This is a genomic window from Pseudomonas sp. FG6, assembly GCF_057809015.1.
Genome location: NZ_JBMDJD010000050.1, coordinates 1 through 26,685 on the forward strand (window position 1 = coordinate 1; position 26,685 = coordinate 26,685).

Consider the following 26,685-nt stretch of genomic DNA (forward strand, 5'->3'; position numbering starts at 1 on the left):
CGACCAGCCAATCGTGGATGTGGGTGCAGGCCAGCGGGCCGCCGGATCGAAAAGTCGTGCTGTTCGACTACACCTCCAGCCGTGCGCAGGAAGTACCGTTACGTCTGCTGGAAAGTTATCGTGGCTATGTCATGACTGACGATTACGCCGGCTATAACGCATTGGCGCTACAGCCCGGTGTTGAGCGACTGGCGTGCATGGCTCATGCACGGCGCAAGTTTGTCGAGGCGCAGAAAGTACAGCCGAAGGGTAAAACCGGACGTGCCGATATCGCGCTGACGATGATCAACAAGCTGTACGGCATCGAGCGAGAGCTCAAGGATGTGAGCGATGAACAGCGCTTTATCGGTCGTCAGGAAAAGAGCGTGCCGCTGCTGGCGCAATTGAAAAGCTGGCTGGAGAAAACGCAGTCACAGATCACGCCGCAAAGCGTGCTGGGTAAGGCGGTTAATTATCTCGCCAACAACTGGAGCCGGCTGGAGCGTTACGTGGAAGCTGGATTTTTACCGATCGACAACAACCCGGCAGAGCGCGCAATAAAACCGTTTGTGATCGGGCGTAAGGCTTGGCTGTTCAGCGATACGCCCAACGGCGCCACGGCCAGCGCGCAGATTTACAGCTTGGTCGAAACCGCCAAGATCAACGGCCAGGAGCCCTATACGTGGCTGCGCCACGTACTGGAGCGGCTACCGCACGCCTCATCGGTCGAAGACTACGAAGCCTTGCTGCCATGGAACTGCGCACCAGAGATGCCACGGTAAACCGTTACCTTACCTGGAGGTAGGTGGGGTTTATGGATCGGTTACTCATGGACAATCCGCCACTGCCCGGCCACACGCCGGTAGCCGGCCGTCACCCGCATCCAACAGGCCTGCTCCTCGCCTTTGTCGTTGGTACCGCCGCAATAGGCCAGCCAGTGGGCGAAGGCGATGTTGTCGGCGGGGGTGACGGTGAGCTCATGGAAATCGAACTTGTGCGGGCCGGGGCACATTTCCATGCAGTCCTGCCAGTGCTTGCGGTAGGTGGTCTTGCCCTTGAATTGCAGGGCCTGGATGGCATCGAAGGACACGATGGCGTCATCGTAAAGCGCCATGACCTTTTCGATGTCCTTGCTCATGACGGCCTGGCGATAGGTGTCGATCAGGGCCCGGATCTCGGTTTCGGTGGCTTGGGTATTCATGGTGATTCTCCGCGTTTTTTGTTGAAGACATCCTTTGTCGTTTGGAGAAACGGCGAATCGACAGCCTCGCGAAAAATAACTCGAAGAAAAAACTCGCTAGAATCCCCGGCTCATTCTGCAGGCAAACAACGGACGTTTTGTGACCGCTCGACTCATCCCCTACGAAGACCTGACCCCGCTTCAACGCGAACAGGTTGCCGCCATTGAAATACACCCCGAACAGATCCGGTTCGCAGGCGACATTCACGGCGCCCTGCACACCCTGCTGACCACCTCCGGCCCTGGGGTCAAAGGGTTTGCATTATTGGCTGACGAAGTACCGGTGGCCTTCCTGCTGCTCAAGCGCCCGCCGGTGCTGCCCGCCTGGGCGAACGAACACAGTGCCACCGTGCATGCCCTGCAGGTCGATCATCGGGCCCAGGGCAAAGGTTACGGCAAGGCCTGCCTGCAAGCGCTGCCCGCCGTGGCGCTGGCTACGTGGCCGCAGATCAGGGGTTTGGAACTCTCGGTCGATGCCGACAACGCCCCGGCCATTGGCCTGTACACCCGGCTGGGCTGGGTCGACAGCGGTGAAGCCTACAAGGGCCGCATCGGCTATGAGCGGCGGATGGGGTTGGTGTTCTGATAGTAATAGAGTCGACAATACGCTTCGGCTCTTTTCCGAACTAAAAATCCAGTATCTGTAAGACACTTCTGATTTTACTTATAGCGGTTGACGCCCTGTGCAAAGCGATACTAGGGTTTTAAACAAATAATATTGTCAGCGGCCTCCAAACAGACGCTAATTAATCGCTGGGAGCGAAATTATTTAATTTCGAAAGATTCCAATCCAAATTATTACTCATCATGCAGGGAGAATACCCAATGACCGCCCTGGTAAAAACTTCGTCATCAAAAATTACCGACAACGAAATTTCTATTCTTGATGGAAGGGTTTCAATACCCAAAGATTATCTGCGCACAAGAGCTTTTTTGGAAAATGAAAGCGTTCTCATCGTCTCTGGATCACTAATCGAAGGCATCGGCACCCTTCACTCGGATATTGACTGCATTGTCTTCTGTGAGCATCGTCCCAAAGCAGAGGCTATTCAGAAAATTGAGCATGCACTGGTCACAGACATGGATTACCACCACATAACGCGAGAAGAAGAGGTTCACAACACCACAGATTTCTATGGCGAAACCAGTATACATATAGATATCGACTACATAACATTCCGCGAATTCGACAATATAATAAAAAATATCGAAGAGACATTTAACGATATAGCATCCAATCAACGTGTTCTCTACGGCCCAACTTTATCAAACACAGAGAACAATATAATACATAGAACTCTAATTGGGCACCCACTTGAAAAAAAAGAAAAATTTTATCAGCTAAAATCGAAAATACCGACAGACAAACATCTATATGTATCCCATCGCGAAAAATTACCTGTATTTTATGCCTTTCAGGATGTCCAAGGCTGCTGGCAGTCAGGAAATTTATGGATGGGTAGTGAGATCGTTAGGGACATGATGTTAAGAACAACCATGAGCTTCACTTACCTAGCCGGCACAACGAACAAACACTACAAATGGATTTATTCAAATCTATACAGAGTTATAGGGTTTGACGAATTAAAAAACAAATTTTTCGCTCTCGCCAGAAAAGGTGCGACTACAGAGGATGAATGTCGCGCCTATATAATGGAGGGACTAGAATATATGGATGAAGTATTTTTAGCCATGGAAAAGCTCCTAAGTAAACCATCCTTCCCTTCCGCACAACAATCCCTCGTCGCCTTAGACAAAGAGTTCAACGAACGAAAACAAACACAACACAAAACGTCGCTGTGTGAATATCACTTCAGAAAAAAATATTTTGCAGCACAAGAAACTCCGCCCTTGGTTAGTTTGCTTAAGGAATGGGATTAAGCAATACCATTAGAAGGTTTCCGTTCTCAAGTGGCGCATAAGCGATGGTATGTACTTATATGGAAACCACTCGAACTGCCATCTCTTTAACAGTTTCCAGACTAGGCGATCTGATCGCGCCACTCCTTTACTTATCTTTCGTGGGTCATCATATCGTTGGTTTTCTTGACCAAGCCTCATTTGCATGGGCATTTACGTCTTTCCTAATCGTAGTTGGCATTGGCTTTTTCTCAAAAATGCTGACGACGGTCGCTGGATCCGCAAATTTAAATATTGACGACACCCAGATCAACTTGATTATTTCGCTAAGATTAATATTTCTATTAGGAATATTGATAGCAATTGGAGCAACTCTCTATACATATGCATTTCTTTCTCATGACAAAAACAATTTAGAGCAATGCCAAGCTATTTTGATACTCTCATGTTCACTACCTGCATCATATTTGCAAATTGTCATTTTCAACTTCTACAACGCCATCAAAAAAACCCAATACGAACTTATTCATACCTGGGCATTCAACATCACCCTAGGTCTAATTTGCATAATACTAATAAAGTTCAACACAGATATAAACCTGTCTAAATTCACCCTCATTTTCGCCAGCTTAAGATGGCTTTTTGCAGGCGCGGCCATCGTGCTTTTCAACAGAACAATTTACAACTATATACATCGATTCCAGTACTCAAAACGCATCACAACAAGAAAATATGTGCAGTACATTGTTGGTGGATTGCCCCTAATGCTTTGCCTAGGAGGAGAAAGTCTACTATTTTTTATATTATCTCTCCTATCAAATCGCCTAGACCATTTAAGCCTATCAGCGTACCAAGCTTCACTTCACTTCCTAAGCTTTGTATACATGATTTCCATCGGGGTAGGAAATGCTGTAGGAATAACGTGTGCTCGACACCATAACCAAAAAGACTTTCACTCTTTGCGCGCAACTTACATTCATGGGCTTAAGCTTGGATTATTCTTAATGGCTCCCGTCCTTTTAGCCTGCTATCTATTAAATGATTATATTTCCACAGTATATACATCCAACATCGAAACAAGAAAACTAATCGAGAGTAACATTCTTATCTCGATTCCATTTCTAGCATTTGAATATATTTATGTAGTTACCCGAATGACCTTGAGAGGCATGGGCGATTTTTGGGTTCCCACATTGCTTACCGTATCGACACTTAATATTGCCGGCATCACCTGCTCCATTGGCTTGTTGTCTTTTTATGATTATAGCGTGCAATCTATATTCTTAGCCTTGGTTGCTTGCTCATTGCTTTTGATGCTGCTTTTAATTTGGCGCCTAAAGTACAAATTCCATCATTACTTTGACAAACAGACAAGGAGACTACCCGCCTCCGCCCCCATCAATACGATTGCGAGTTAACCCTATGAAACACGCAAATCTTACATCACATATAGCAAATCAATATACCACCCCAATCACCATAATTAGTGAACATCATGGCTGGAGGACCTTGAGTGGTGTCAAGACAAACGATTACTACACCTACCGACATGCCCTACAGAACGGCTGTCATCTCCAAAGAGCATCTTTCGATCTGCGACACCCAGAGGAAATGCTTTGTGATTTGAGTAATCTGGAGCGAATTTATAATGGCATGACAGAACAGGCTGTCGTGCAAACATGGGACTATTTAGACGCATGGACGCGAAACTGGAATCATGGAGAGATTTGCAGAGTGCAGGGTGATGGATTATCACCGGAAATAGCTATTGCGGGACCTTCAAAATCTCGTTTAATCGAGGTAAAAAAAGCACTTATCAATCAAGCACTTTCCTATGTCCATAGAGTTGTTCCTCATACCGATAAGCCAGAAGCCGTTCGCGGCATTAATAAAGATGTGCCACTTATAACTACAAGCGATGACGTATTAAATTTCCATAACAAATTTTGCGCATTCTATAGCAAATTTATTTCCCACGAGCATTGGAACAGCAGCAACTCCCTCAACACCAGATATATTTATGAAAACCATAAGATCTGGCACGTAATAGAGAAACTATCGAAGAATAAATTATTTTTATTATCAGCCGGATTACCACTCGCGCTTGGCTATATGGCTGCAACAGGAGACAAAAATGTCTTTTTTTCAGAGATCCATCGACAAAACGACGCCAGCATACTTTCAAGAAGCAATATTTTCCGAGGTGTATTTCCCACACCACCTCTAACAAATGATTCATGGCTAATCATAGACAAATCCTATACAGGAGGAAGCTTAATTCAAGCTGCGAACTTAATCAGAAGCAACCTTGGATACAACGTCAATATAAAAACCGTAGCTCTATTCCCTAAATCGCTCGGAGCATTTATGAGCGCCGACTATGCGATTTATGCAGGTCGGATATTTGAAGTAAAGGATTACGCATCAAAGCTAGACAGAAAAAATTGGCACAAACAACTCATAACGGGCTAAGGACATGAGACCGCTATTTAGGGAAAAACACATTTACCAATTAGAGGCATGCCTCTACGAAGCAAGAAAAGAATTACGCCGGTATTGGGCAGGAACGCTTGTCTGCTTACCAAATTCTCATCTTGATAACAGCTGCGACACCACGCTGACCAAATACGATCTAGAGTGCCAACGAATACTACTGGATTGCTTATCTAACATTGGCATTAACATAACAATTTATTCGGAGGAGAGCATTTCAGAAATTACACTCGGTGCTCAGGGAGGTTATTTCCTTCTCATAGACCCTTTGGATGGCACACACAATGCGTTATTAGGGTTTCCTTCCTATACATCCAGCGTAGCACTTTACAAAGGTAGCTCTTATATCTTCGGCTGGGTCTACGACATATCAAGGGACGTTGTCTTTACTGCCGCATTAGGCGAGGGAGCCTACATGCAATCATCCATTATTGTAAAAAGACTACAGACTCGAAAGACCAGCCACATAGCTGACATGCGCATCTCATTTCACCGCCCTAAAACGGACAGTGAAAGAAGTTTAATTTACAGCCTTTTGTCCAGCGCAGACAAAGTTCGCATTTATTCATGCGCATCATTAGAAATATGCCTGATTGCAGCCGGAGTCCTGGATGCTTTTATAGATATCAGCACACCAGGACACGAGCGGAGTTGCGATATTGCAGCAGCAGAACTGATTCTAAGAGAAGCAGGCGGTGCAATGTTTGATAGCACAGGGAAAGAAAGGTTTTCCATATCTCCGTCCAAGGAGTCTCTCACAGACAAGGGAACACTGATAGCTCTTTCCTCCGCCCAACTCATAAAGCTTATTATCTGAGAAAACAGCAGCAAGGAGCACAAGAAATGTTAATAGATTCGGTCAATATTAAACTTGAATTATTATGCCATGGGGTTAGTTTTTCCCAAGAGTTTTTGGAGTACTTCAAACTTAAAATCGATCACATTGAAAAAAGACGAGCTTACGGTACGGGCGACAGCGTCATCCTGGGTTCAAGCATTCGTACCCCCCAGGAGCTCATTCTAAATGAACAGGTCATAGTCGCAGCCAACTACAATCCAAACTCAGACTATCGAATAGCCTTAGAAAACGAAAAACCTATACTAAAACTTGGAAACAGAACAATTCAAATTTCATTTCCCAAAAGACCTGAATTCTATGGAGCCCGCCTGAGTAATGGAGAACTATGCGAACAACACTTAACTGCATATGGTAACTCCACCCTAGGAGTCTTTTCACCAGGCCACTGCTATTACTTCAACGATGGGCACGAATGTAAATTTTGTTCACTAGGTTCGGCAAGAAAAAATCTTTCCGACTATAAAATGCGAATAAAAGGTAACTCGGCAGGTGAAGCGGTGGCATTAGCCATCAGTAAGGAAAGTGACCGATACCGAAGAGTGCTGCTGAATGGAGGAACCATCCGAAACTATAACAAAGGATACTCAATACATCTCGACTTACTTGAACGCATTAAAAATACACGCACAAACAGCAAGCTGGATTACCATTTGATCTCCATGCCACCGAGAGATTTTCGTCTTTTTGAACGTTTTAAAAAAATCGGAAATAATATGTCAATGAGTCTAGAAGTATTTGACCCTGACTTATTCTCCAAAGTTTGCCCTGGAAAATCTCGCGATTTCACTCGTGAACGCTTCCTTGCAGCGTTTGAAGCCGCAGTGGATGTCTTAGGACGCGGAAATGTCTATGCGGGCTTTGTCGCGGGGATGGAGCCGCTGGAATCGATTATTCAGGGAGTCGAGTACTTTGGCGAAATGGGAGTAGTACCCGCTGTGGCGGTATTTCATCCCGATGCCGGCTCTCAATACGCGAATCGACAGCGCCCTTCGTTAGATTTTTTGAAGACACTTGGAAAAAAAATGTCAGAAATCTATCAAAGAGAGCGCTTTAAACCATTAATTGAGGGAAGCGGTAGAAACTCATTGGACACAGAGGCCTATCTGGGAGGATTCGCATGAATAGCTCATTGGAACGATCAATCTTCATCGCATTTGAAGGCACCGACGGCGCGGGGAAGTCTACAATAGCCAGAGCGACGTACAATAAAATCTTCAACACCTACTCCAACCTAAATTACATAGATAAAAATAGACCGCCCGTATCTTCTGGATATACCGAATTTCATATGTCTCGCATACGAGAAATACTTTGGGATTATCCAGACGATGCCCCACTGGACCAGTTAGGTGACAGACATTGGATAAGTTTAATAGCGGCTTGGTTTCAGGCAACCGATTATGCGGCCATCACACCTTTACTCAATTCAGGTTTCAGTTGCATTGCCGACGGTTGGTATTACAAATACCTAGCTCGCTTTTTACTTAAAAATTCTGATTTGGCAGAAGAAGCTCTGACCATATTTTCAACAATCAGAACACCGGACGTCGTTATTTTTTTGGACGTTGATCCCGCTCGCGCAGCGCAGAGGAAGGGGTCTTTTCGGCTTAGTGAGAGTGGAGCCTATGATGGTGGCGGTGAGGATCGTCTTAACAGCTTCATTACTTATCAAAATCAGGTTCGGTCCAGCTACGAGCGATGTGGTTTGGCAAATTGGGTGAGCATCGATACAACTGATCTTAGTGAGGAAGCCGTTCTTGATGAAGCGATCAATGCAGTACGAAACATCCTCATAAAGCCATAGCTCCCCCAGATCCCCAAGCCCATACTTCGCCAAGCGGGGACGTGATCCCCGCCGGTATATTTCGATCAGCTCGGCTTGAGCGGTATCCAGATCTCCAGGCTACCCTCGCCGGTCTTGGGATTGAAGTCTTCGCTGTAACGCTCGAATTCCGGCCTGCAGGCGGCTTCATGGCCGGACTGCGGCAACCATTGTTTCCAGATGTACTCGAACGTTTCCGGCAGTTTCTCCAAAGGGCCGCGGTGTTCGAAGACCGCATACTGCCCGGGCTGGAGTTCGATCCAACGGTACTGCTCCGGCAATTCATCGAGGCGGCTGATTTCCACGCCGGCAATGTACTCAAACCCACCCTTCCCGTCCGGGTTGCAACACACGCCATAGGTCACATCGTTTTTCTGCCCTGGCACATCGCCGAGCCAGGGCAGAAATTTCTCCCAAAGCAAAGGAATATCCCGGGCAGTCTCTTGGGTGAAACGAGCACCGAAGCCGGCAATGAGGTGAAAGTGGCCCTGCTCAAAGCGCGGTTCGACGGTGTGATCGCGTTTAGGCTTTTCCATGCAGCAACACTCCGGAAAAACGTGAGGTCAGGCTTGGCAGTATAGAGGCCATACGGTGAATGCCAGGCCAGTGTCGCTTTTCAGAATCCGGGAAGGGCGGCCACGGCGGTTTTTCCTACAAACTCGTTGTAGCCAGAAACGATCACGTAGAGAGCGAAATAACAGAAGATTGCCGCGGATGCCCAATAGGAATAACGCAGCAGTTTATCCCCCAATAATTTTCCGCCGTGGGTCGCTGCCAGGCATATGCCCGCACACCACAACAAACCGGCACAGAGGAAGCCACTGAGGAACAGCGCCGAACTGAGCAGGGTCCCGCCTCCCGAACGCGCAATCAATGTGCCACCCACCGCCGCGAACCAGAGAATGGCGCTGGGCGAAGACATCGCCAGGAAAATCCCGCGAAAGAACTCACGACGAGAAGAGCTGCCCTGGACCTCATCCGTTGGCGCGAGGGCGGCATGGTGGTAGATCGCCGAGCGGATCATCTTCGCCGCGAAGTACAGCAACAGCGCCGAGCCGCCGATCCACAAGACCCAACGCACCGCTTCGTATTGCAGCAGCACAGTCATGCCCGCCAGGGCCAGGACCGCGTAGACCAGATCCCCTACGCAGGTGCCAAGGCCCAAGGCAAAGCCCCTGGAATAGCCGCGCTGCATCGCCAGAGTGATCATCGCGATGTTGGCCACGCCAATGTCCAGGCACAAAGAAAGGCTCAGCAGGAAACCGCTGGAAAACTCCATGATTCATTCCATTCCGGTAGGGGGCGGCGGGTTGAAACGTCGCGCGTTCGTGGTTGAGCCGGGCGAGCGTCGACAGTGTCGTCGAAAATAGTTGCGCGTCGCTACTGGACAATGGGCCGCCAGCGCCTTTATCTTCCGTCCAGGCCACCGCAGTGGCCAACGTCGCTCGGACGGTTCCGGGCGCTCACGTATCTCGAGGCAACAATGGCCGAACAAGGTTCGCCGCGCCGCTTTGCGCGCATCGATCGACTCCCCCCTTACGTTTTCAATATCACTGCCGAGCTGAAGATGGCTGCGCGTCGGCGCGGCGAAGACATCATCGACTTGAGCATGGGTAACCCCGACGGTGCCACGCCACCGCACATCGTGGAAAAGCTGGTCACCGTCGCCCAGCGTGAAGACACCCACGGCTATTCCACTTCCAAAGGCATTCCGCGCCTGCGCCGCGCCATTTCGCGCTGGTACAAGGACCGCTATGAAGTGGACATCGACCCGGAAAGCGAAGCCATCGTCACCATCGGCTCCAAGGAAGGCCTGGCGCACCTGATGCTGGCGACCCTGGACCAGGGCGACACGGTGCTGGTGCCCAACCCCAGCTACCCGATCCACATCTACGGCGCGGTGATCGCCGGCGCCCAGGTGCGTTCGGTGCCGCTGGTGCCGGGGGTGGACTTCTTCGACGAACTGGAGCGGGCCATTCGCGGCTCGATTCCGAAGCCGAAGATGATGATCCTGGGCTTTCCGTCCAACCCCACCGCCCAGTGCGTGGAGCTGGATTTCTTCGAACGGGTCATCGCCCTGGCCAAGCAGTACGACGTGTTGGTGATCCACGACCTGGCCTATGCCGACATCGTCTACGACGGCTGGAAAGCCCCGTCGATCATGCAGGTGCCCGGCGCAAAAGACATCGCGGTGGAGTTCTTCACCCTGTCCAAGAGCTACAACATGGCCGGCTGGCGCATCGGCTTCATGGTGGGCAACCCGGAACTGGTCAGCGCCCTGGCACGGATCAAGAGCTACCACGACTACGGCACCTTCACCCCCTTGCAAGTGGCGGCCATCGCCGCGTTGGAAGGCGACCAGCAATGCGTACTCGACATCGCCGAGCAGTATCGCCAGCGTCGCAATGTGCTGGTCAAGGGCCTGCATGAACTGGGCTGGATGGTGGAAAATCCCAAGGCGTCGATGTACGTCTGGGCCAAGATTCCCGAGGCCTACGCCCACCTGGGCTCGCTGGAATTCGCCAAGAAGCTGTTGGCCGAGGCCAAGGTCTGTGTCTCGCCTGGGGTGGGGTTCGGGGAGTATGGCGATGATCACGTGCGCTTTGCGCTGATCGAAAACCAGGACCGGATCCGCCAGGCTGTGCGCGGGATTCGTGGGATGTTCCGGGCGGATGGCTTGATCAGCAAAACCAACGGCTGACACAACACTGATGTGAAAGCCCTCCCTGTGGGAGCGAGCCTGCTCGCGATGGTGGCATGACAGTCAGCGAAGATGTCGACTGTCAGCCCGTCATCGCGAGCAGGCTCGCTCCCACAGTTTTATGTACTGGGCCTCAGACCACCAACGACAACAGCAGGATAAAGACCAACCCCACCACGGACAGGATAGTTTCCATCGCGGTCCAGGTCTTGAAGGTTTCGGCCACGGTCATGTTGAAGTACTGCTTGACCAGCCAGAAGCCCGCGTCGTTCACGTGGGACAGGATCAACGAACCGGCACCGGTCGCCAGCACCAGCAGCTCACGGTTCACACCCGGAATCATCCCCACCACCGGTACCACGATCCCCGCGCCGGTAATGGTCGCCACGGTCGCCGAACCGGTGGCGATGCGGATCACCGCAGCCACCAGCCACGCCAGCAGAATCGGCGAGATCTGGGCGCTCACCGCCATGTGGCCGATCACGTCACCCACGCCGCTGGTCACCAACATCTGCTTGAAACCACCGCCGGCACCGATGATCAGGATGATCGCTGCCGTCGGGGCCAGGCTAGCGTCCAGCCACTTGAGCATCTGGCTTGAACCAATGCCTTGCTTGTAGCCAAAGGTGTACAGCGACAGCAGCAGCGCCAGCAGCAGCGCCGAGATCGGGTGACCGATCAGGTCCATGAGCGTGCGGAACATGTTGCCGTCGGGCAGCACCACGTCGGCGAAAGTCTTGAGCAACATCAGGAACACCGGCGATAGCACGGTGACCAGGGTGATGCCGAAGCTTGGCAACTCGGCGGCGTTGGTTTCACGCGCCAGTTGATCCACCAGTTCCTGGTTCGGATGACCGGGGATGTGCTTGGCAATGAACGTACCGAAGATCGGCCCGGCAATGATGGCCGTTGGCAATGCGACGATCAGGCCATAGAGAATGGTCTTGCCGATGTCGGCACCGAACACGCCAATCGCCAGCAGCGGCCCCGGGTGCGGCGGCACCAGGCCGTGGACGGCGGAGAGACCGGCCAGCAGCGGGATGCCGATCTTGATGATCGACACGCCGGTGCGACGGGCGACGATGAACACCAACGGAATCAGCAGCACGAAACCGATTTCGAAGAACAGCGGGATGCCCACCAGGAACGCAGCGAACATCATGGCCCACTGTACCTTGTCCTTGCCGAAGGCACGGATCAGCGTCTGGGCGATCTGATCGGCCCCGCCCGACTCGGCCATCATCTTGCCGAGCATCGTGCCCAGCGCCAGGATGATGCCGACAAAGCCGAGCACACCACCAAAGCCGTCCTGGAACGCCTTGATGATGGTGCCGATCGGCATGCCGGACGTCAGGCCGAGGAACGCGGCGGCAATAATCAGTGCAATGAACGGGTGGAGTTTGAGTTGGGTGATGAGGAGGATAAGTCCGATCACCGTGACCACTGCATCCAGCAGCAGGAACGTCTCGTGGGACATGCCAAACATGAGGGGTGTCTCCTGATTTGTTGTTGTTATTGAAGCAGTTAGTTTTAATCGATCGGGACAGCGCTATCTTTCTGACGCAAATTTTTTGGGATTCAACTGGCGAGCTTCAAACCATGGTCCAGCCACCAGACGTAAGCTTGGTGAGCCAGTTCATCGACACTGTGGCTGGACGCGTCCAGAGCCAGGGTCAGGGGCTCGCCGACAGGGGATTGAAGGGTGGCGAACTGGCTGTCGATCAGGGTCGACGGCATGAAATGGCCGGGACGATGGGAAACCCGGTCGGCCGCCACTTCGGGCGTCAATTCAAGGAATACAAAACCCAGGCCCGGCAAGGCGCTGCGCAGGCGTTCGCGGTAACTGTGCTTGAGGGCCGAGCAGGTCAGCACCGGACGCTCGCCCGCTGCGTCGACACGGCGCAACTCATCGCACAGGCTGTCGAGCCAGCCGGCACGGTCGTCGTCGTCCAAGGGAATACCGGCGCTCATCTTCTGGATGTTGGCCGCAGGGTGGAAAGTGTCGCCTTCGATGGCGGTGGCGCCGCTCAATTGGCACAGGGCCTGGCTGACGCATGTCTTGCCGCAACCGGCAACGCCCATGATGACCAGGGCGGTGATGGGATTGTTCATGTAACACCTCAGCGCGCAGACAGCGCTACCTTTGCCAGTTATGACACCGCAGCAAAAGCAGAAGTTGCCGACGCCTTCTTGTCATTTTTGTGGTTGCAGCATGTTCGTTCACGACGCCAACGGACGGGGGATCAGGCAAACCCCGCTCACGCATTTGCAGACGCGTCGAGACAGCGCTACCTTAGTGCCTTGATTTTTGTTTGGCAAGCCGCCCTGATGACCGCCCCGAAAAACGATAAGAACCCCCGCACCACCGGTCGCCCTACGCTCAATGAAGTCGCGCGCCTGGCCGGTGTCAGTCCCATCACCGCTTCCCGGGCCCTGCGCGGCGTCAGTACCGTGGCCACCGAACTGGTGGAAAAAGTCCGCCAGGCCGCCGTGGAACTGAACTACGTCGTCAACCCCGCCGCTCGCGCCCTGGCTTCGGCCCAGAGCCATTCGGTGGTGGTCCTGGTGCCGTCCTTGTCCAACCTGTTGTTCATCGACACCCTGGAAGCCATCCATCGGGTGCTGCGCCCCAAGGGCTTCGAAGTAGTGATCGGCAACTACCACTACTCCCGGGACGAGGAAGAAAACCTGCTGCGCAACTACATGGCCTATCAGCCACGGGGGCTGCTGCTGACCGGATTCGACCGCACCGAAAGCGCCCGGCGCATGATCGAGGCCAGCAACATTCCGTGCGTGTACATGATGGAACTGGACCCCGGCGCGGGCCTCAACTGCGTCGGGTTCTCCCAGCTCAAGGCTGGGGAGACGGCGGCCGAACACCTGATCTCCAAGGGGCGCAAACGCCTGGCCTACATCGGCGCGCAACTGGACCAGCGCACGCTGCTGCGCGGCGAAGGTTTCCGGCGCGCGCTGCAAACGGCCGGCCTGTACGACCCGGACCTGGAACTGCTGACCCCGCGTCCGTCATCGGTGGGCCTGGGCGGCGAACTGTTCCTGCAACTGCTGGACAATCACCCGGACGTCGACGCGATCTTCTTCGGCAACGACGACCTGGCCCACGGCGCGCTCTTCGAAGCGCTGCGCTGTGGCATCAAGATCCCCGAGCAGATCTCGGTCCTGGGCTTCAACGACCTGCCCGCCTCGGCCCACATGGTGCCGCGCCTGAGCAGCATCAGCACGCCACGGGAAGCCATTGGCCGCCGCGCCGCCGAGCAGATGCTGACGTTGATGGCCGGCAATCGCATCGTGCAGCCGGTGGTGGACATGGGCTTTGAGCTCAAGGTGCGCGAAAGCACCTGAACCGGCCTCCCCCATAGGCTGGCGGTCGATCCATGCCGCCAAGCGGCAATGGTTCGCCGGCCAAACAGCAACCGCCTGCGCGCATGCCCATGAAACCCGGCGTTTGCAGCGACGGCATGGGAATTGCTCCTGCCCATCGCTCAGCCATTACCTACAGGTATGCATCATGTTGGTCAGTGCAAAACAGCAAGCGATGGTCTTGCCGCTCAAGCGCCCGGGCGAAGACCTTACCGCCGAAGCCGCCAGCGGCCTGCAAAGCGCGGCGTTGCAGGCGTTGCGCGACAGTATCCAGGTCCAGGCCGGTCAAGGCAGCGCCCAGGTCCAGGAGTCCTTCACTCGCCAAGCGACTCAACAGGTCAATGCGAGCACTGCCATCAGCGACGGGGTCGATGAAGCGCTCGCCAAGACCCGTGTGCATTTGCAGGCCGCCGCGTCATCAGCCGCCGAAGAAGCCAAGAAGGTCGGCAGCTCGGCATTGGCGGAGTTCAAGGACTACATGAGCAAGACCCCCGAGCAGCGCCTGCGTGACAGCATCCTGCAAGAGATGGGCATCACCGAGGAGGAGTTCAACGCCATGCCGCCGGAGAAGCAACAGGCGGTCAGCCAGGAAATTGCCCAGCGCATGCAGGACAAGTCGGCGATCGCACAGGTTGAAAAGACCCAGGAGAACCGCGCAAGCGACAAAGCCTCTTCCGTGGACATGTTCCTCGCCTCGCTGTGAATCCCGGCAGGTCATGCGTTGGGCTGGCAGGCCCAGCGCATGACGCCCCCAGCCCTAGCCGGTTCTTTTATAATCGCCCCTCGCTCACTGCCATCGCCCCCCTGCCATGCCCGACACCCACTACGCCCTGCTCGATGAACCCCTGTGGCCGCTGATGAACAAGTTCTATCGCGCCCACCAATCCTCGATGAAAGCGGTGCGCGACGCGCAGCTGTGGGTCGCACGGCAGGATGAAATCGTCGCGGCCTTGTGCTTGCGGCCGGTGTCGGGCGGGCATTGGTTGACGGGGTTGTTCGTCGCCCCGGCGCTGCGCGCGCAAGGCATCGCCGCACAATTGATCGCTGAAGCGGTGAAAGGCGTGGACGAGCCGGTCTGGCTGTTCTGCCATCCGGACTTGCGCGGTTTCTACGAGCGGCGCGGCTTCAGCTTCGACCCTGAACTGCCGTACGCAATGGCCGAACGGCTGAGCCGTTATGCCCGTAGCAAGCCGATGATTGCGATGGGGCTAATGCCGCACCGTCCTGAAGTCGACGCAGCCCACTGTGGGAGCGAGCCTGCTCGCGATAGCGGCGTATCAGTCAACTCATTTGTTGAATGTTAGACCGCAATCGCGAGCAGGCTCGCTCCCACAGGTTTTTGTGTCAGTTACTAGCTAGTCGTCGGCAGTGGGATCCAGGTCCGGAAACATTACCTCGGTAAACCCGAACTTGCTGAAATCGCTGATGCGCGACGGGTACAGGCGCCCGATCAAGTGATCGCACTCGTGCTGCACCACCCGCGCATGAAAGCCCGAGGCGCTGCGCACGATGGGCTGGCCCTTGGGGTCGAAGCCTTCGTAGCGGATGTGCTGGTAGCGCTCGACCGCGCCGCGCAGACCGGGCACAGAGAGACACCCTTCGAAGCCCTCTTCCATCGAGGGGCTTAATGGTGTGATCAGCGGGTTGATCAGGATGGTCTGGGGCACCGGCTCGGCATTCGGGTAACGCTCGCTGTGGTCGAAACCGAAGATCACCAACTGCAGGTCCACACCGATCTGCGGGGCGGCCAGGCCAACACCGCCGACGCTCTCCATGGTCTGGAACATGTCGTCGATCAATTGCCACAACTGCGGGCTGTCGAACATCTCGGCAGGCACTGGCGGGGCGATGCGCAGCAGGCGTTCGTCGCCCATTTTCAGGATGTCACGGATCATGGTTGGGCTTCGTCAGGGTGGGTGGAATGGAGGGAATGGTCGCGCCCCAGGCCCGACACATGCTGTTTTTCATGCTCGCCCGGCGTCTTTTCGCCCGGGTCCTTGCCCTCGGTGGACATGTGCTCGATCACGGCATTCATCTCCGCGCCCAGCAGCAGCACCGCCGCCGAAATATAGAAATACAGCAACAACACGATGATCGCGCCGATGCTGCCGTACATGGCGTTGTAGTTGGCAAAGGTCTTGACGTAGAACGCGAAGCCCAGGGACGCGACGATCCACACCACCACCGCCAGCACAGAGCCCGGGGTGATGAAGCGAAACTCCTGCTTGACGTCCGGCATCACGTAATAGATCAGCGCCACCGCCACCATCAGCAAGATCACGATCACCGGCCAGCGCAGCACGGTCCAGAGCGTGACGATGAATTCCTCCAGCCCGACCTGGGCCGCGATCCAGCCCATCACCTGGGGTCCGAGCACCATCAACGCCGCAGCGGCCAACAGCATGCCGGCGATGCCGACCGTGTAGAAAATCGACAACGGGAAACGCTTCCAGGCGGGGCGGCCTTCGACCACATCGTAGGCGGCGTTCATGGCGCTCATCATCAACCGCACCCCCGCCGAGGCGGTCCATAACGCGATGACGATACCCACCGACAACAACCCGCCCTTGGACTGCTGGAGCTGGTCGATCACCGGGTTGACCTGCTCCAGGGCCTGGGGCGGCAGCACCAGCTCCGATTGCAGGCGCAGCCAGGAGAAGAAATCCGGCAGGTGCAAAAAGCCGATCAAGGCAATCAGGAAGAGGATGAAGGGAAACAGCGAGAACAGCATCTGGTAGGCCAGTGCCGAGGCGTAGGTCGACATTTCGTCGGCGAGAAACTCGGTCACCGTGCGCACCATCACCCGGTGCAACGGCAAGCCTTTCATGTCCGGAAGTATCATGAGCGTCTCCTTTCGCCGCAAAAAGGGGTCGCGTGGCGACTCAAGGGGCGTTTGTTTACATCAAGGTAGCCTGTTTGACGAGTTTGGATCAATTTCATCGACGGACCACCGACGCAGAAATTGACCGGCAAGGGTAAAGGCAAGTTTCATCGTTCTCTCAGACAGGGCTTTATGTTTGTCCGGCAACCGTCGAGAATGCCCCACGTATTCAGGCTGCGGCCGCAAGCTCCAACCCCGTAGGAACATTATGAAACTCGATAAGAAGCAGGCCATCGCCCGCAGGAACCAGGAATTGGGTGGCGCCGTACTGGGCGTCAACAACTGTCACTTCAGCGAATTGAACCGCAACCGCAACATCTTCTGGTTCAACATCCCGGTGACGCGCCTGGCCATCGGTCAGTACGAATGGATCCACCTGCTGCTGCACACCCCGGCCACCGATGAGCTGCTGCATCTGAAGGTGCCGACGGTGTTCCTGCGGGAAAAAATGGAAGGCCTGGAAGTGCGCAACCAGGGCAAGCGCAAGGCCGCCCTGAGCCTGGAACTGAGCGCCGACAAGGATTCGTACCTGCAGGACATGCGTCCGGGTGGCACCAACCTGGATTTTGCGCAGTTTCGGTTGTAACTCCATCCCTCAGGACGAAGAGACTCTCTGTGGCGAGGGGATTTATCCCCTCGCCACAGGTTTTGTGCTTGACAAGATAACCCGCATAGAAAAGCCCCGCATCAGCGGGGCTTTTCTATGGGTGGGGGTCTTACTTCTTCACACCCAATTTCTTGAGCTCTGCATCACGCAATTCGCGCCGCAGGATCTTGCCGACGTTGGTGGTCGGCAATGCATCGCGGAATTCCACGGCCTTGGGCACCTTGTAGCCGGTGACGTTGGCGCGCATGTGCTCCATCACCTGTTCCTTGGTCAGCGTGACGCCCGGCCGGACAACGATAAAGATCTTGATCGCCTCGCCGGACTTCTCGTCTGGAATGCCGATGGCCGCGCATTGCAGCACGCCCGGCAAGGTGGCCAGCACGTCTTCCAGCTCGTTGGGGTACACATTGAAACCGGAGATCAGGATCATGTCTTTCTTGCGGTCGACAATGCGCATGTAGCCATCCGGCTGGATCAACGCGATGTCCCCGGTCTTGAGCCAGCCTTCGCTGTCGAGGATATCGTCGGTGGCCTCCTGGCGCTGCCAGTAGCCCTTCATGACCTGCGGGCCTTTCACACACAACTCGCCAACTTCGCCCAGCGGCTGTTCGACGCCCGCGTCATTGATCACCTTGCACAACGTAGACGGGACCGGAATGCCGATGGTGCCAATCTGGATGTTCTGGATCGGGTTGACCGTGGCGACCGGGCTGGTCTCGGTCATGCCGTAGCCTTCGCAGATCGGGCAACCGGTGACCGCTTTCCAACGTTCAGCCGCCGCCAGTTGCAGCGCCATGCCGCCGGACAGGGTGACTTTCAGTGCCGAGAAATCCAGCTTGCGGAAGGCTTCGTTGTTGCACAGGGCCACGAACAGGGTGTTGAGGCCGACGAAACCGCTGAACTTCCATTTCGACAGCTCCTTGACCATCGCCGGCAGGTCACGCGGGTTGCTGATCAGGATGTTGTGGTTGCCGATCAGCATCATCGCCATGCAATGAAAGGTGAAGGCATAGATGTGGTACAGCGGCAGCGGCGTGATCAGGATTTCGCAACCTTCATTGAGGTTGGAGCCCATCAGCGCCTTGCATTGCAGCATGTTCGCCACCAGGTTGCGGTGGGTCAACATCGCGCCTTTCGCCACACCGGTGGTACCGCCGGTGTATTGCAACACGGCCACGTCGTCGCTGGTGGGGTTGGCTTCGGCTACGGGTTGGCCGCGGCCCTTGCTCAGCACGTCATTGAATTTGACGGCCTTGGGCAGGTGATAGGCCGGGACCATCTTCTTGACGTACTTGATCACGCTGTTGATCAACAGGCGCTTGAGCGGCGGCAGCAGGTCGGCGACTTCCGTGACGATAACGTGCTTGACGCTCGTCTTGGGAACCACGGCCTCGGCCAGGTGCGCCATGTTCGCCAGGCACACCAGCGCCTTGGCGCCGGAGTCGTTGAACTGGTGCTCCATTTCCCGCGCGGTGTACAGCGGGTTGGTGTTGACCACGATGAGCCCGGCACGGATCGCGCCGAAGACGGCCACCGGGTACTGGAGGACGTTGGGCAATTGCACGGCGATTCGATCGCCGGGCTGCAAATCGGTATGCTGTTGCAGATACGCGGCAAAGGCACCGGACAATTCGTAGAGCTCACCGTAGGTGAGCGTCTTGCCGAGGTTGCTGAATGCCGGCTTGTTGGCAAAGCGTTGGCAGGACTGCTTCAACACCGCCTGAATATTCGGATACTCATCTGGATTGATGTCGGCAGCAATCCCAGCTGGGTACTTATCCTTCCAAAAGTCTTCGATCATGGAAGCCCCCCTCCTCGGCAACGCGAATTCTCACCGCATTTGATGCGATTATTATTGGTGTGTTTATGGGTGAATCCGGCTTGGATCAAGGCCGCGAAGTCCCAAAGCGCGCCGAGAGTAGCAGCTTTGCCGAGGGTCGACTAGGGCCAAACATGGCCCTTACAGTCATGAACATGACTCAAGACTATTTAATGGTCACTTTTAGAGTAAAAATCCTAAGCACGCTAAATTCCCTGAGTACACAAAATACTGTGGGAGCGGGCTTGCTCGCGAATGCGCTGTATCAGTCGCCAAAAATTGTGACTGATACACCGCATTCGCGAGCAAGCCCACTCCCACATCAGGTTTTTCTAGTGAGCCGTCAGGCGATATCCCGCAACTCCCGCCGCAGGATCTTGCCCACCGGCGTCATCGGCAGCGAGTCCTTGAGCACAATGTGCTTGGGGATCTTGTAGCCAGTGAAGTTCTCCTTGCAGTAGGCCTTGAGCTCTTCCAGGCTGACGCCGGTCTCACGCGCCACCACGAACAGTTTCACCGCCTCCCCCGAACGCTCGTCCGGCACACCGATTACCGCGCAGTTGGCGACTTTCGGGTGGGCCATCACCACGTCCTCGATCTCGTTGGGGTACACATTGAAGCCCGAGACGATGATCATGTCTTTCTTGCGGTCGACGATGCGCACGAAACCGTCCGGATCGATCACCGCGATGTCGCCTGACTTGAACCAGCCCTCGCTGTCCAGCACTTCGGCTGTGGCCTCGGGTTTGTTCCAGTAGCCCTTCATGATCTGCGGGCCCTTGATGCACAGTTCGCCGCGCTCGCCCAAGGGCAGTTCGATGCCATTGTCGTCGATCACTTTCACCAGTGTGCCTGGCACCGGAATCCCCACCGTGCCCAACCGGGACTTGCCGCCGTAGGGGTTGGCGCACGCCACCGGCGACGTCTCCGTCAGGCCGTAGCCTTCGGTAATGCTGCAACCGGTCAGTTGTTCCCAGCGCTCGGCGGTCGCCTTGATCAACGCGGTACCGCCTGAGTTGGTGACCTTGAGGTGGGAGAAATCCAGGGTCTTGAAATCCGGATGGTCCATCAAGGCCACGAACAGCGTGTTGAGCCCCAGCAGCGCGGAGAAGCGCCAGTTCTTGAGTTCCTTGATGAAGCCGCCGATGTCCCGCGGGTTGGTGATCAGCACGTTGTGGTTGCCGGTCACCATCATGCCCATGCAATTGGCCGTGAAGGCATAGACGTGGTACAGCGGCAGCGGCGCGATCATCACCTCCTGGCCCTCGCGCATCAACGGCTGGCCATCGCTGCCGAATTGCCCCAGGCAGGCGTGGACCTGTTGCATGTTGGCCACCAGGTTGCCATGGGTCAGCATCGCGCCCTTGGCCAGCCCGGTGGTGCCGCCGGTGTATTGCAGCACCGCAATGTCGTCGAGGCCGACTTGCAGTGGCTTGATGTCCTGACCACCGCCCAGGCGCAAGGCGCTCTTCAAGGCGATGGCCTGGGGCAGCGAATAGTCCGGGACCATCTTCTTGACCTTGCTGACCACCGTATTGACCAGCCACCCCTTGGCAGCGGGCATCAGGTCGCCCATCTTCGCCTCGATCAGGTATTGCAGGTCGGTATCGGGCAACACTTCCTGGACTTTCTGCCCGAACATGTTCAGGTACACCAGCGCCCGGGCACCGGAATCCTTGAACTGGTGACGCATTTCCCGCGGCGTGTACAACGGGTTGGTGTTGACCACGATCAGCCCGGCGCGCAAGGCGCCGAACACGGCGATCGGGTATTGCAGGACATTGGGCATCTGCACGGCGATGCGATCCCCCGGCACCAGGTCGGTGTGGGCTTGCAGATAGCCGGCGAAAGCGGCGCTGTAGCGCTCGAGCTCGGCGTAAGTGAGGGTCACCCCCATGTTGCTGAACGCCGGACGGTCGGCAAACTTCTTACAGGAACGCTCGAACACCTCGACGACCGACTTGTAGGCCCCCAGGTCGATATCCAGGGAGACGCCGGCTGGGCGTTTGTCATTCCAGAAATCAGGCTGCATTGTTTTTGTCCTCTTTACCTGAACGTATCCGGGCCGCTTGCGCATCGCTCGCAGAGGCGGAGCTCTTGGGACACTAGCAGCTATGGGCAATCAGGCAAATATGACAACTTGCGACATAGATTGTGTGAATCTTCCTGCCTCGCTGTAGCCTGATCGGGCGAGACGCAACGGATGCGCTATACAATGCAGCGACGCTGCCTAAAAGGAATCGCCATGATCCACCATACGTTCTGGCTGAGCGCGACCGATCACAGCCGCCTGTTCGTCAACCAGTGGCTGCCTGAAACCCCGCCGGCCGCGTTGATCATGCTGGCCCACGGCATGGCCGAGCACAGCGGCCGCTACGCGCGCCTGGCCCAGGCACTGTGCGATCAAGGCTACGGCGTGTATGCCCCGGACCTGCGTGGTCATGGCCACACCGCGGCCAAGACGATCCTCGGCCATTATGCGGACCAGGACGGTTGGGCCAAGGTGGTGGGCGATCTGGCCAGCCTCAATCACCACATCGTCCAGCAACATCCCGATACACCAATACTGCTGCTGGGCCACAGCATGGGCAGCTACATCGCCCAGGGCTACCTGCTGCACCACAGTGCCAGCCTGCACGGGGCGATTCTCAGCGGCTCCAATTTCCAACCCGTGACCCTCTACCGCGCCGCTCGCCTGATCGCCCGTTTCGAACGGCGGCGCCAGGGCGCCACGGGGCGCAGCGCCTTGATCGAATGGCTGTCGTTCGGCAGTTTCAACAAGCGATTCAAACCCGCGCGCACCCGCTTCGACTGGCTCAGCCGCGACCCGGCGGAAGTTGACAAGTATGTCGGCGACCCCCTGTGCGGCTTTCGTTGCACCAACCAGTTGTGGGTCGACCTGCTCGGCGGGTTGCAGCAAATCAGCAAAGCGTCCAATCTCGCCCAGATCGATCCGGGCCTGCCGCTGCTGGTGATCGGCGGCGAATGTGATCCGGTGAGCGAAGGCAAGCGTCTGAAAGATCTGGCCGACGCCCTGCGCGGTGCCGGCAGCCAGCACCTGCAGTTGACGATCTACCCACAGGCCCGGCACGAATTGTTCAATGAGACCAACCGCGATGAAGTGACGACCGACGTGCTGGCCTGGATTGCCCAGGCCCTGACGCATAAGCGGCCGCCACGAAGCGAGTAGCTCGAAAGCCTTTTTCTTTTTACCCGTCACAGGATTTGAAACAGATGACCCAGGTTACCAACATCCCTTACGAAGCCCTTGAAGTCGGCCAGACCGCCAGCTACAGCAAGACCGTCGAAGAGCGCGACATCCAGCTGTTCGCCGCGATGTCGGGCGATCACAATCCGGTGCACCTGGACGCCGAATTCGCCGCAGCAAGCATGTTCAAGGAGCGTATCGCCCACGGCATGTTCAGCGGCGCCTTGATCAGCGCGGCAGTGGCCTGCGAGCTGCCTGGGCCGGGCACCATCTACATCGGCCAGCAAATGAGCTTCCAGAAACCGGTAAAAATCGGCGACACCCTGACCGTGCGCCTGGAAATCCTCGAGAAACTGCCGAAGTTTCGTGTGCGTATCGCCACTCGCGTATTCAACCAGCGCGATGAGTTGGTGGTGGACGGCGAAGCCGAAATCCTCGCACCGCGCAAGCAACAGACCGTGACCTTGCCGACGCTGCCGGCGATTACGGTCGGTTGATTCTTGTGGGAGCAGGCTTGCCCGCGATGCAGGCGATGCGGTCCTCGGGGAATATCGAGGCGCCTGTTTCGCGAGCAAGCTTTGCTCCCACAGAGCAGACCTCTTGCCATAGATCACATGGCGCAGGGCGCAGCATTTATGGCTGGTCTTCCCGCACCTGCACGCTCGCCGTCATCCCGGCACTCAGGTTCACCCCCTCCGGCACCTTGTCCAACTTGATCCGCACCGGTATCCGCTGAGCCAGGCGCACCCAGTTGAAGGTCGGCTCGACCTCGGCCAGCAGTTGCGCATCGGGGGTGGTGTTACGGTCGGTGATGCCTCGGCTGAAGCTTTCGACATGGCCTTCCAACGCATGGCCTGCGCTCATCAGCCAGATCTTGACCGGGTCGCCGACGCGAATCCTCGGTAACTTGGTTTCTTCGAAATAGGCCTGCACATAGAACGTCGAGTCGTCGATCAACGCCATGACCGGCTGCCCGGCGTTCACGTAGTTGCCTTCGGCCAGGCGCAGGTTGGTGATATGGCCGCTGCGTGGGGCCAGGACCTGGCTGCGGGCCAGGTTGAGCTCGGCGACCTTGGCCTCGGCTTGCGCCTCGCGCAGTTCACCCCGGGCAATGCCCGCATTGATCTGGGCGTTTTCCCGCAGTTCGGCGCTGATAGCCTGGGGTCCCAAGGCGGCGCGACGGCTGGCTTCGTGTTCCCGCAGGCTCAGTTGCTGCTGACGCGTCTGCACCACCGCCCGCGCCTTCTCGACCGCAGCCTCGAAACGCTCGCGGTCGATGCTCAGCAACACATCGCCCGCCTTGACCGGCTGGTTATCCACGGCCTTGAGTTCGCGCACCCAGCCCGACACGTCGGGGGCGATCACCACCACATCGGCGCGAATCCGCGCATCGCGGGTCCAGGGTGTCAGCATGTAGTACTGCCATAGATGAAACCCGGCGAAGATCGCCACAGCCACCATGCACAGCGTAACGGCGACACGTACACTCGTACGCATGTTGAACTCCTATAGCGGCCCGAAGACCACGGTAATGACGGTCAGGACACAGACATACAGGGCGCAATCGAACAAGGCCTCATGCCAGATCCAACGCCCGACCGGCACGAGGCTGAGCAACAGGCGCAGTGCGCCGGTCACCAGCAACGCCAGCACCACATAAATCAGGAACGGGCTGAGCAGCACCCCGCCGATCGACCACTCACGCAAGCCCATGGCTGTGCTCCTGTCGTTCTGGTTCGTGCTGGCGGCACCAGGCGCGCCAGCTGCTTTGCAATTGCACCACCGCGCCCTGGGCCAGCCGCAAGGCATCGCCGGGCGGTTGTTTCGACAACACGTCGAGAAACGCGACGCTGGCCGGGGCCAGTGCATCGGCCTGGGCGCCGACCGGGCCGCGTTCCAGCACTTGCTCCAGCGCGTCGAAATAGCGCCGCTGCGCCGCCTTGTCCGACACCTGGGCCACGGCCAGGCTAAGGCGCAGGTGCAGCAGCTCGTCGCCGATGTCCAGGCCCAGCAAGCCGTCGTCCCAACGACTGCGCGCCTGCGCCGGGAGCTCGGGATAGTGCCGCGCCAGTTGCAGCAACCGGTCGGCCATCCGCCCTCCGAACCAACTCTCTGCCCCGCGCAGGTTGCGGTGGGTCAGGCGCACCAGGTCGGCGAGGGTCGCGGCCAGCAGGCGGCGACTGTGCCAGGCCGGATCGCGCAGGATCAGCAGATTGAACGCCAGCACCGCTGCGCCGACACCGATCATCATCGCCTGGGCATTGTTGAAGAATGCTGCAACGTCGTACTTCATGGTGTTGAGGGGGGACACCAGCACCACGAAATGCAGACAGAACGAGGTGGCCGTGGCAAAGATCTGCGGCTTGGCCATGCCCAGCGCCCCGAAAAACAACGGTACGCCCATGGCCATGGCCAGCATCGCGAAGCTGCTCCATTGCGGCAGCAAGATCTCGCCGATCACGAACGCCGTCGGCACCGCCAGGAAGATCCCGCGCAGGAAGCTCATGCCGATCTGCGCGCCATTCTCGCGACTGGCGAACAGGCTGCACACCACGCACGTCAATACCAACGCACCTCCCGCGGCAGGCCAAGCGGTTGCCAGCCAGAAGCACGACACCGCCAGAAACGCCAGGGCGCTGCGCGCACCGAAGACCATGGCCAGGGACAGATCACGATGCGGCGCCAAGGTGCGCGGCGGATCCGCCGCCTCCCTGCCCTCTTGCACCGCTGCCAGGGCCGCACAGGCGGCCAGGGCGGTATCGAGCAACAAGGCGAACCGGGCCAGGCAGTAACTTTGCGCCGCGCTGATCTGCAGATCATGGGAGGCCTGCAATACGCGCGGGCGCAAAGCCTGGAGGGTGGCGCTGTCTGCATCGAGGGCCTGCTGCACTTCGCTCATCCACGATTGCAGGCCGTGCGCCTCTTCGGGTTCGAGCTGCTTCCACTGCCGGCGTACCGAGCGCGCCATGCGCAGCAGCATCAACAGTTTCTGGCTCAGGCCACTGATGGCCCGCGCCCGCTGGCGGCCCAGGCGGCCCTCGAACCAGGCGTGTTCGCGTTGGGCGTCCACGGCGACGATCTTGCCCAGAATCTCTAGCAAGCCTTTGCGGGCCTGGGCATCGCCGGCCAGGGTGGCGCGGGCCGCCTGCATGCCGCTCTGCCAGGCCACGAGGGCCTGTCCCGCCAATTGGCGCTCGACCCGCAATGGCCAGAGCAAGGCGCTGGCCGCCGTGGCGCAGACAATGCCGAGGCTGATCTCGGTGCAACGCGCCACCGCCTGGTCAAACACATTCAACGGGTGGGCAATGGCCGGCAGGGCAATGATCGCGACCGTGTACCCGGCCAGCACGAACGAATAGGACCAGGCGCTGCGCAACAATGTGGAACAGGCCGTGCACAGCCCCAGCCAGAACGCCAGGGCCAACAGGAACAACCAGGGCGCCTGGGCGAAGAGCGCCATGAACGCCACCGACATGACGGTGCCCACCAATGTGCCGACCAAGCGCGCCAAGCCCTTCTGCACCACCATCCCGGACAACGGTTGCGCCACGATGATCGCCGTCATCAAGGCCCATGACGGCTGCTCCAGCCCCCAACGCAAGGCCAGCCACAGCGCCAACCCGCCACCGAGCACAGTTTTGATGGCGAACTGCACAGCGAGGCGGTCGGGGGCGAACATGGCCTGCAAGGTTATGGGCACGCAGAAAACTCTGTTGGGGTTGCAGTAACGATAGATGCAATGACGGGGATAGGCGATGCAATTATTAGCTAGCTACCTATCAGAGTCCAGAGTTGTTTGTCGGCCAGGCGAATGCTTGTTGTGGCGAGGGGATTTATC

The 26,685-nt window shown here is 56.6% G+C and carries 26 protein-coding genes and 1 pseudogene; 15 read left to right on the plus strand and 12 right to left on the minus strand.

What is annotated here, in order from left to right; translation table 11 throughout:
- A partial coding sequence (tnpC, locus tag ACODSJ_RS22815) for an IS66 family transposase (RefSeq protein WP_489103897.1) occupies positions 1–761 on the plus strand: 761 nt, incomplete at its 5' end.
- A gap of 41 nt (positions 762–802) precedes the next feature.
- Here tnpC and ACODSJ_RS22820 read toward each other — a convergent pair.
- Positions 803–1,180: a YybH family protein gene (locus ACODSJ_RS22820; RefSeq protein ID WP_489103898.1), complete on the minus strand. Its 378-nt coding sequence runs from the start codon at positions 1,178–1,180 to the stop codon at positions 803–805.
- Between the two features lie 139 nt (positions 1,181–1,319).
- On the opposite strand from ACODSJ_RS22820, the gene ACODSJ_RS22825 reads away from it, so the two are divergent.
- The 7 genes from ACODSJ_RS22825 (at position 1,320) to ACODSJ_RS22855 (ending at position 8,235) form a co-directional block, all read left to right on the plus strand.
- Entirely contained in the window at positions 1,320–1,805 is a 486-nt protein-coding gene (locus tag ACODSJ_RS22825) for a GNAT family N-acetyltransferase (protein WP_489103899.1), read from the plus strand.
- 239 nt (positions 1,806–2,044) lie between these two features.
- Positions 2,045–3,100, plus strand: a complete 1,056-nt coding sequence (locus tag ACODSJ_RS22830) for a hypothetical protein (protein WP_489103900.1) — start codon at positions 2,045–2,047, stop codon at positions 3,098–3,100.
- Positions 3,101–3,159: 59 nt separating this feature from the next.
- Positions 3,160–4,497 (plus strand): MATE family efflux transporter, encoded by a 1,338-nt coding sequence (locus ACODSJ_RS22835; protein ID WP_489103901.1) that lies wholly within the window; start codon positions 3,160–3,162, stop codon positions 4,495–4,497.
- A 91-nt stretch (positions 4,498–4,588) separates the two neighbouring features.
- Positions 4,589–5,551, plus strand: a complete 963-nt coding sequence (locus ACODSJ_RS22840) for a hypothetical protein (RefSeq protein ID WP_489103902.1) — start codon at positions 4,589–4,591, stop codon at positions 5,549–5,551.
- A 4-nt stretch (positions 5,552–5,555) separates the two neighbouring features.
- Positions 5,556–6,389, plus strand: a complete 834-nt coding sequence (locus ACODSJ_RS22845) for an inositol monophosphatase family protein (protein WP_489103903.1) — start codon at positions 5,556–5,558, stop codon at positions 6,387–6,389.
- Between the two features lie 26 nt (positions 6,390–6,415).
- A complete protein-coding gene (locus tag ACODSJ_RS22850) occupies positions 6,416–7,552 on the plus strand; it encodes a radical SAM protein (protein WP_489103904.1) in 1,137 nt (378 codons plus the stop codon).
- Positions 7,549–8,235, plus strand: coding sequence for a dTMP kinase (locus ACODSJ_RS22855; protein WP_489103905.1), 687 nt, complete (start codon positions 7,549–7,551; stop codon positions 8,233–8,235). The genes ACODSJ_RS22850 and ACODSJ_RS22855 overlap by 4 nt, the downstream gene beginning before the upstream one ends.
- A 65-nt stretch (positions 8,236–8,300) precedes the next feature.
- On the opposite strand, the gene ACODSJ_RS22860 is transcribed toward ACODSJ_RS22855, so the two are convergent.
- Entirely contained in the window at positions 8,301–8,789 is a 489-nt protein-coding gene (locus ACODSJ_RS22860) for a GyrI-like domain-containing protein (RefSeq protein ID WP_489103906.1), read from the minus strand.
- Positions 8,790–8,869: 80 nt separating this feature from the next.
- On the minus strand, positions 8,870–9,532 hold the full coding sequence (locus ACODSJ_RS22865) for a LysE family translocator (protein WP_489103907.1): 663 nt from the start codon (positions 9,530–9,532) through the stop codon (positions 8,870–8,872).
- A gap of 204 nt (positions 9,533–9,736) precedes the next feature.
- On the opposite strand from ACODSJ_RS22865, the gene alaC reads away from it, so the two are divergent.
- Entirely contained in the window at positions 9,737–10,954 is a 1,218-nt protein-coding gene (alaC, locus tag ACODSJ_RS22870; protein WP_489103908.1) for an alanine transaminase, read from the plus strand.
- 133 nt (positions 10,955–11,087) lie between these two features.
- Here the strand turns inward: alaC and ACODSJ_RS22875 are convergent, their stop codons facing one another.
- Positions 11,088–12,440, minus strand: a complete 1,353-nt coding sequence (locus ACODSJ_RS22875) for a GntP family permease (protein ID WP_489103909.1) — start codon at positions 12,438–12,440, stop codon at positions 11,088–11,090.
- A 92-nt stretch (positions 12,441–12,532) separates the two neighbouring features.
- Positions 12,533–13,066: a gluconokinase gene (locus ACODSJ_RS22880; protein ID WP_489103910.1), complete on the minus strand. Its 534-nt coding sequence runs from the start codon at positions 13,064–13,066 to the stop codon at positions 12,533–12,535.
- Between the two features lie 216 nt (positions 13,067–13,282).
- On the opposite strand from ACODSJ_RS22880, the gene gntR reads away from it, so the two are divergent.
- The 3 genes and pseudogenes from gntR to ACODSJ_RS22895 form a co-directional block, all read left to right on the plus strand.
- Positions 13,283–14,314 (plus strand): HTH-type transcriptional regulator GntR, encoded by a 1,032-nt coding sequence (gntR, locus tag ACODSJ_RS22885; RefSeq protein WP_489103911.1) that lies wholly within the window; start codon positions 13,283–13,285, stop codon positions 14,312–14,314.
- A 166-nt stretch (positions 14,315–14,480) separates the two neighbouring features.
- A complete protein-coding gene (locus ACODSJ_RS22890; RefSeq protein ID WP_489103912.1) occupies positions 14,481–15,035 on the plus strand; it encodes a hypothetical protein in 555 nt (184 codons plus the stop codon).
- Between the two features lie 106 nt (positions 15,036–15,141).
- Positions 15,142–15,549 (plus strand): annotated as a pseudogene (locus ACODSJ_RS22895) (GNAT family N-acetyltransferase); the annotation flags it as partial.
- Between the two features lie 138 nt (positions 15,550–15,687).
- On the opposite strand, the gene def reads toward ACODSJ_RS22895, so the two are convergent.
- Positions 15,688–16,227, minus strand: coding sequence for a peptide deformylase (gene def, locus ACODSJ_RS22900; RefSeq protein WP_489103913.1), 540 nt, complete (start codon positions 16,225–16,227; stop codon positions 15,688–15,690).
- Positions 16,224–17,174, minus strand: a complete 951-nt coding sequence (locus tag ACODSJ_RS22905) for a YihY/virulence factor BrkB family protein (RefSeq protein ID WP_489103914.1) — start codon at positions 17,172–17,174, stop codon at positions 16,224–16,226. Before ACODSJ_RS22905 ends, def begins: the two co-directional genes overlap by 4 nt.
- A 247-nt stretch (positions 17,175–17,421) precedes the next feature.
- Here ACODSJ_RS22905 and ACODSJ_RS22910 point away from each other — a divergent pair, with 247 nt between their 5' ends.
- A complete protein-coding gene (locus ACODSJ_RS22910) occupies positions 17,422–17,799 on the plus strand; it encodes a hypothetical protein (protein WP_440798055.1) in 378 nt (125 codons plus the stop codon).
- Between the two features lie 130 nt (positions 17,800–17,929).
- Here the strand turns inward: ACODSJ_RS22910 and fadD1 are convergent, their stop codons facing one another.
- Complete coding sequence (fadD1, locus tag ACODSJ_RS22915) at positions 17,930–19,621, minus strand: long-chain-fatty-acid--CoA ligase FadD1 (protein WP_489103915.1); 1,692 nt, start codon at positions 19,619–19,621, stop codon at positions 17,930–17,932.
- A gap of 361 nt (positions 19,622–19,982) precedes the next feature.
- Positions 19,983–21,671 (minus strand): long-chain-fatty-acid--CoA ligase FadD2, encoded by a 1,689-nt coding sequence (gene fadD2, locus ACODSJ_RS22920; RefSeq protein ID WP_489103916.1) that lies wholly within the window; start codon positions 21,669–21,671, stop codon positions 19,983–19,985.
- A 213-nt stretch (positions 21,672–21,884) separates the two neighbouring features.
- On the opposite strand from fadD2, the gene ACODSJ_RS22925 reads away from it, so the two are divergent.
- Together ACODSJ_RS22925 and ACODSJ_RS22930 are read left to right on the plus strand one after the other, a co-directional pair.
- Positions 21,885–22,829: an alpha/beta hydrolase gene (locus tag ACODSJ_RS22925; RefSeq protein WP_489103917.1), complete on the plus strand. Its 945-nt coding sequence runs from the start codon at positions 21,885–21,887 to the stop codon at positions 22,827–22,829.
- A gap of 44 nt (positions 22,830–22,873) precedes the next feature.
- Complete coding sequence (locus tag ACODSJ_RS22930) at positions 22,874–23,344, plus strand: MaoC family dehydratase (RefSeq protein ID WP_003184579.1); 471 nt, start codon at positions 22,874–22,876, stop codon at positions 23,342–23,344.
- A 136-nt stretch (positions 23,345–23,480) separates the two neighbouring features.
- Here ACODSJ_RS22930 and ACODSJ_RS22935 read toward each other — a convergent pair whose 3' ends face one another.
- Genes ACODSJ_RS22935 through ACODSJ_RS22945 form a run of 3 tightly spaced genes read right to left on the minus strand, consistent with a single transcriptional unit; the run spans position 23,481 to position 26,547 of the window.
- On the minus strand, positions 23,481–24,344 hold the full coding sequence (locus ACODSJ_RS22935; protein WP_489103918.1) for an efflux RND transporter periplasmic adaptor subunit: 864 nt from the start codon (positions 24,342–24,344) through the stop codon (positions 23,481–23,483).
- 9 nt (positions 24,345–24,353) lie between these two features.
- The gene (locus tag ACODSJ_RS22940) at positions 24,354–24,560 is read right to left on the minus strand and encodes a DUF1656 domain-containing protein (protein WP_489103919.1); all 207 of its coding nucleotides are present in this window, start codon (positions 24,558–24,560) and stop codon (positions 24,354–24,356) included.
- Positions 24,547–26,547, minus strand: a complete 2,001-nt coding sequence (locus tag ACODSJ_RS22945; protein WP_489103920.1) for an FUSC family protein — start codon at positions 26,545–26,547, stop codon at positions 24,547–24,549. The genes ACODSJ_RS22940 and ACODSJ_RS22945 overlap by 14 nt, the downstream gene beginning before the upstream one ends.
- Positions 26,548–26,685: the final 138 nt, after the last annotated feature.

Excerpts from the sequence above, each read along its gene's own strand:
- ACODSJ_RS22845 (WP_489103903.1), top strand. The coding sequence starts at position 5,556 with ATGAGACCGCTATTTAGGGAAAAACACATTTACCAATTAGAGGCATGC.
- ACODSJ_RS22850 (WP_489103904.1), top strand. The coding sequence starts at position 6,416 with ATGTTAATAGATTCGGTCAATATTAAACTTGAATTATTATGCCATGGG.
- ACODSJ_RS22880 (WP_489103910.1), bottom strand. The coding sequence starts at position 13,066 with ATGAACAATCCCATCACCGCCCTGGTCATCATGGGCGTTGCCGGTTGC.
- ACODSJ_RS22925 (WP_489103917.1), top strand. The coding sequence starts at position 21,885 with ATGATCCACCATACGTTCTGGCTGAGCGCGACCGATCACAGCCGCCTG.
- ACODSJ_RS22930 (WP_003184579.1), top strand. The coding sequence starts at position 22,874 with ATGACCCAGGTTACCAACATCCCTTACGAAGCCCTTGAAGTCGGCCAG.
- ACODSJ_RS22855 (WP_489103905.1), top strand. The coding sequence starts at position 7,549 with ATGAATAGCTCATTGGAACGATCAATCTTCATCGCATTTGAAGGCACC.
- def (WP_489103913.1), bottom strand. The coding sequence starts at position 16,227 with ATGATCCGTGACATCCTGAAAATGGGCGACGAACGCCTGCTGCGCATC.
- ACODSJ_RS22860 (WP_489103906.1), bottom strand. The coding sequence starts at position 8,789 with ATGGAAAAGCCTAAACGCGATCACACCGTCGAACCGCGCTTTGAGCAG.
- ACODSJ_RS22830 (WP_489103900.1), top strand. The coding sequence starts at position 2,045 with ATGACCGCCCTGGTAAAAACTTCGTCATCAAAAATTACCGACAACGAA.
- fadD1 (WP_489103915.1), bottom strand. The coding sequence starts at position 19,621 with ATGATCGAAGACTTTTGGAAGGATAAGTACCCAGCTGGGATTGCTGCC.
- alaC (WP_489103908.1), top strand. The coding sequence starts at position 9,737 with ATGGCCGAACAAGGTTCGCCGCGCCGCTTTGCGCGCATCGATCGACTC.
- ACODSJ_RS22890 (WP_489103912.1), top strand. The coding sequence starts at position 14,481 with ATGTTGGTCAGTGCAAAACAGCAAGCGATGGTCTTGCCGCTCAAGCGC.
- ACODSJ_RS22935 (WP_489103918.1), bottom strand. The coding sequence starts at position 24,344 with ATGCGTACGAGTGTACGTGTCGCCGTTACGCTGTGCATGGTGGCTGTG.
- ACODSJ_RS22905 (WP_489103914.1), bottom strand. The coding sequence starts at position 17,174 with ATGATACTTCCGGACATGAAAGGCTTGCCGTTGCACCGGGTGATGGTG.
- gntR (WP_489103911.1), top strand. The coding sequence starts at position 13,283 with ATGACCGCCCCGAAAAACGATAAGAACCCCCGCACCACCGGTCGCCCT.
- ACODSJ_RS22875 (WP_489103909.1), bottom strand. The coding sequence starts at position 12,440 with ATGTTTGGCATGTCCCACGAGACGTTCCTGCTGCTGGATGCAGTGGTC.
- ACODSJ_RS22940 (WP_489103919.1), bottom strand. The coding sequence starts at position 24,560 with ATGGGCTTGCGTGAGTGGTCGATCGGCGGGGTGCTGCTCAGCCCGTTC.
- ACODSJ_RS22910 (WP_440798055.1), top strand. The coding sequence starts at position 17,422 with ATGAAACTCGATAAGAAGCAGGCCATCGCCCGCAGGAACCAGGAATTG.
- ACODSJ_RS22820 (WP_489103898.1), bottom strand. The coding sequence starts at position 1,180 with ATGAATACCCAAGCCACCGAAACCGAGATCCGGGCCCTGATCGACACC.
- fadD2 (WP_489103916.1), bottom strand. The coding sequence starts at position 21,671 with ATGCAGCCTGATTTCTGGAATGACAAACGCCCAGCCGGCGTCTCCCTG.
- ACODSJ_RS22835 (WP_489103901.1), top strand. The coding sequence starts at position 3,160 with ATGGAAACCACTCGAACTGCCATCTCTTTAACAGTTTCCAGACTAGGC.
- ACODSJ_RS22865 (WP_489103907.1), bottom strand. The coding sequence starts at position 9,532 with ATGGAGTTTTCCAGCGGTTTCCTGCTGAGCCTTTCTTTGTGCCTGGAC.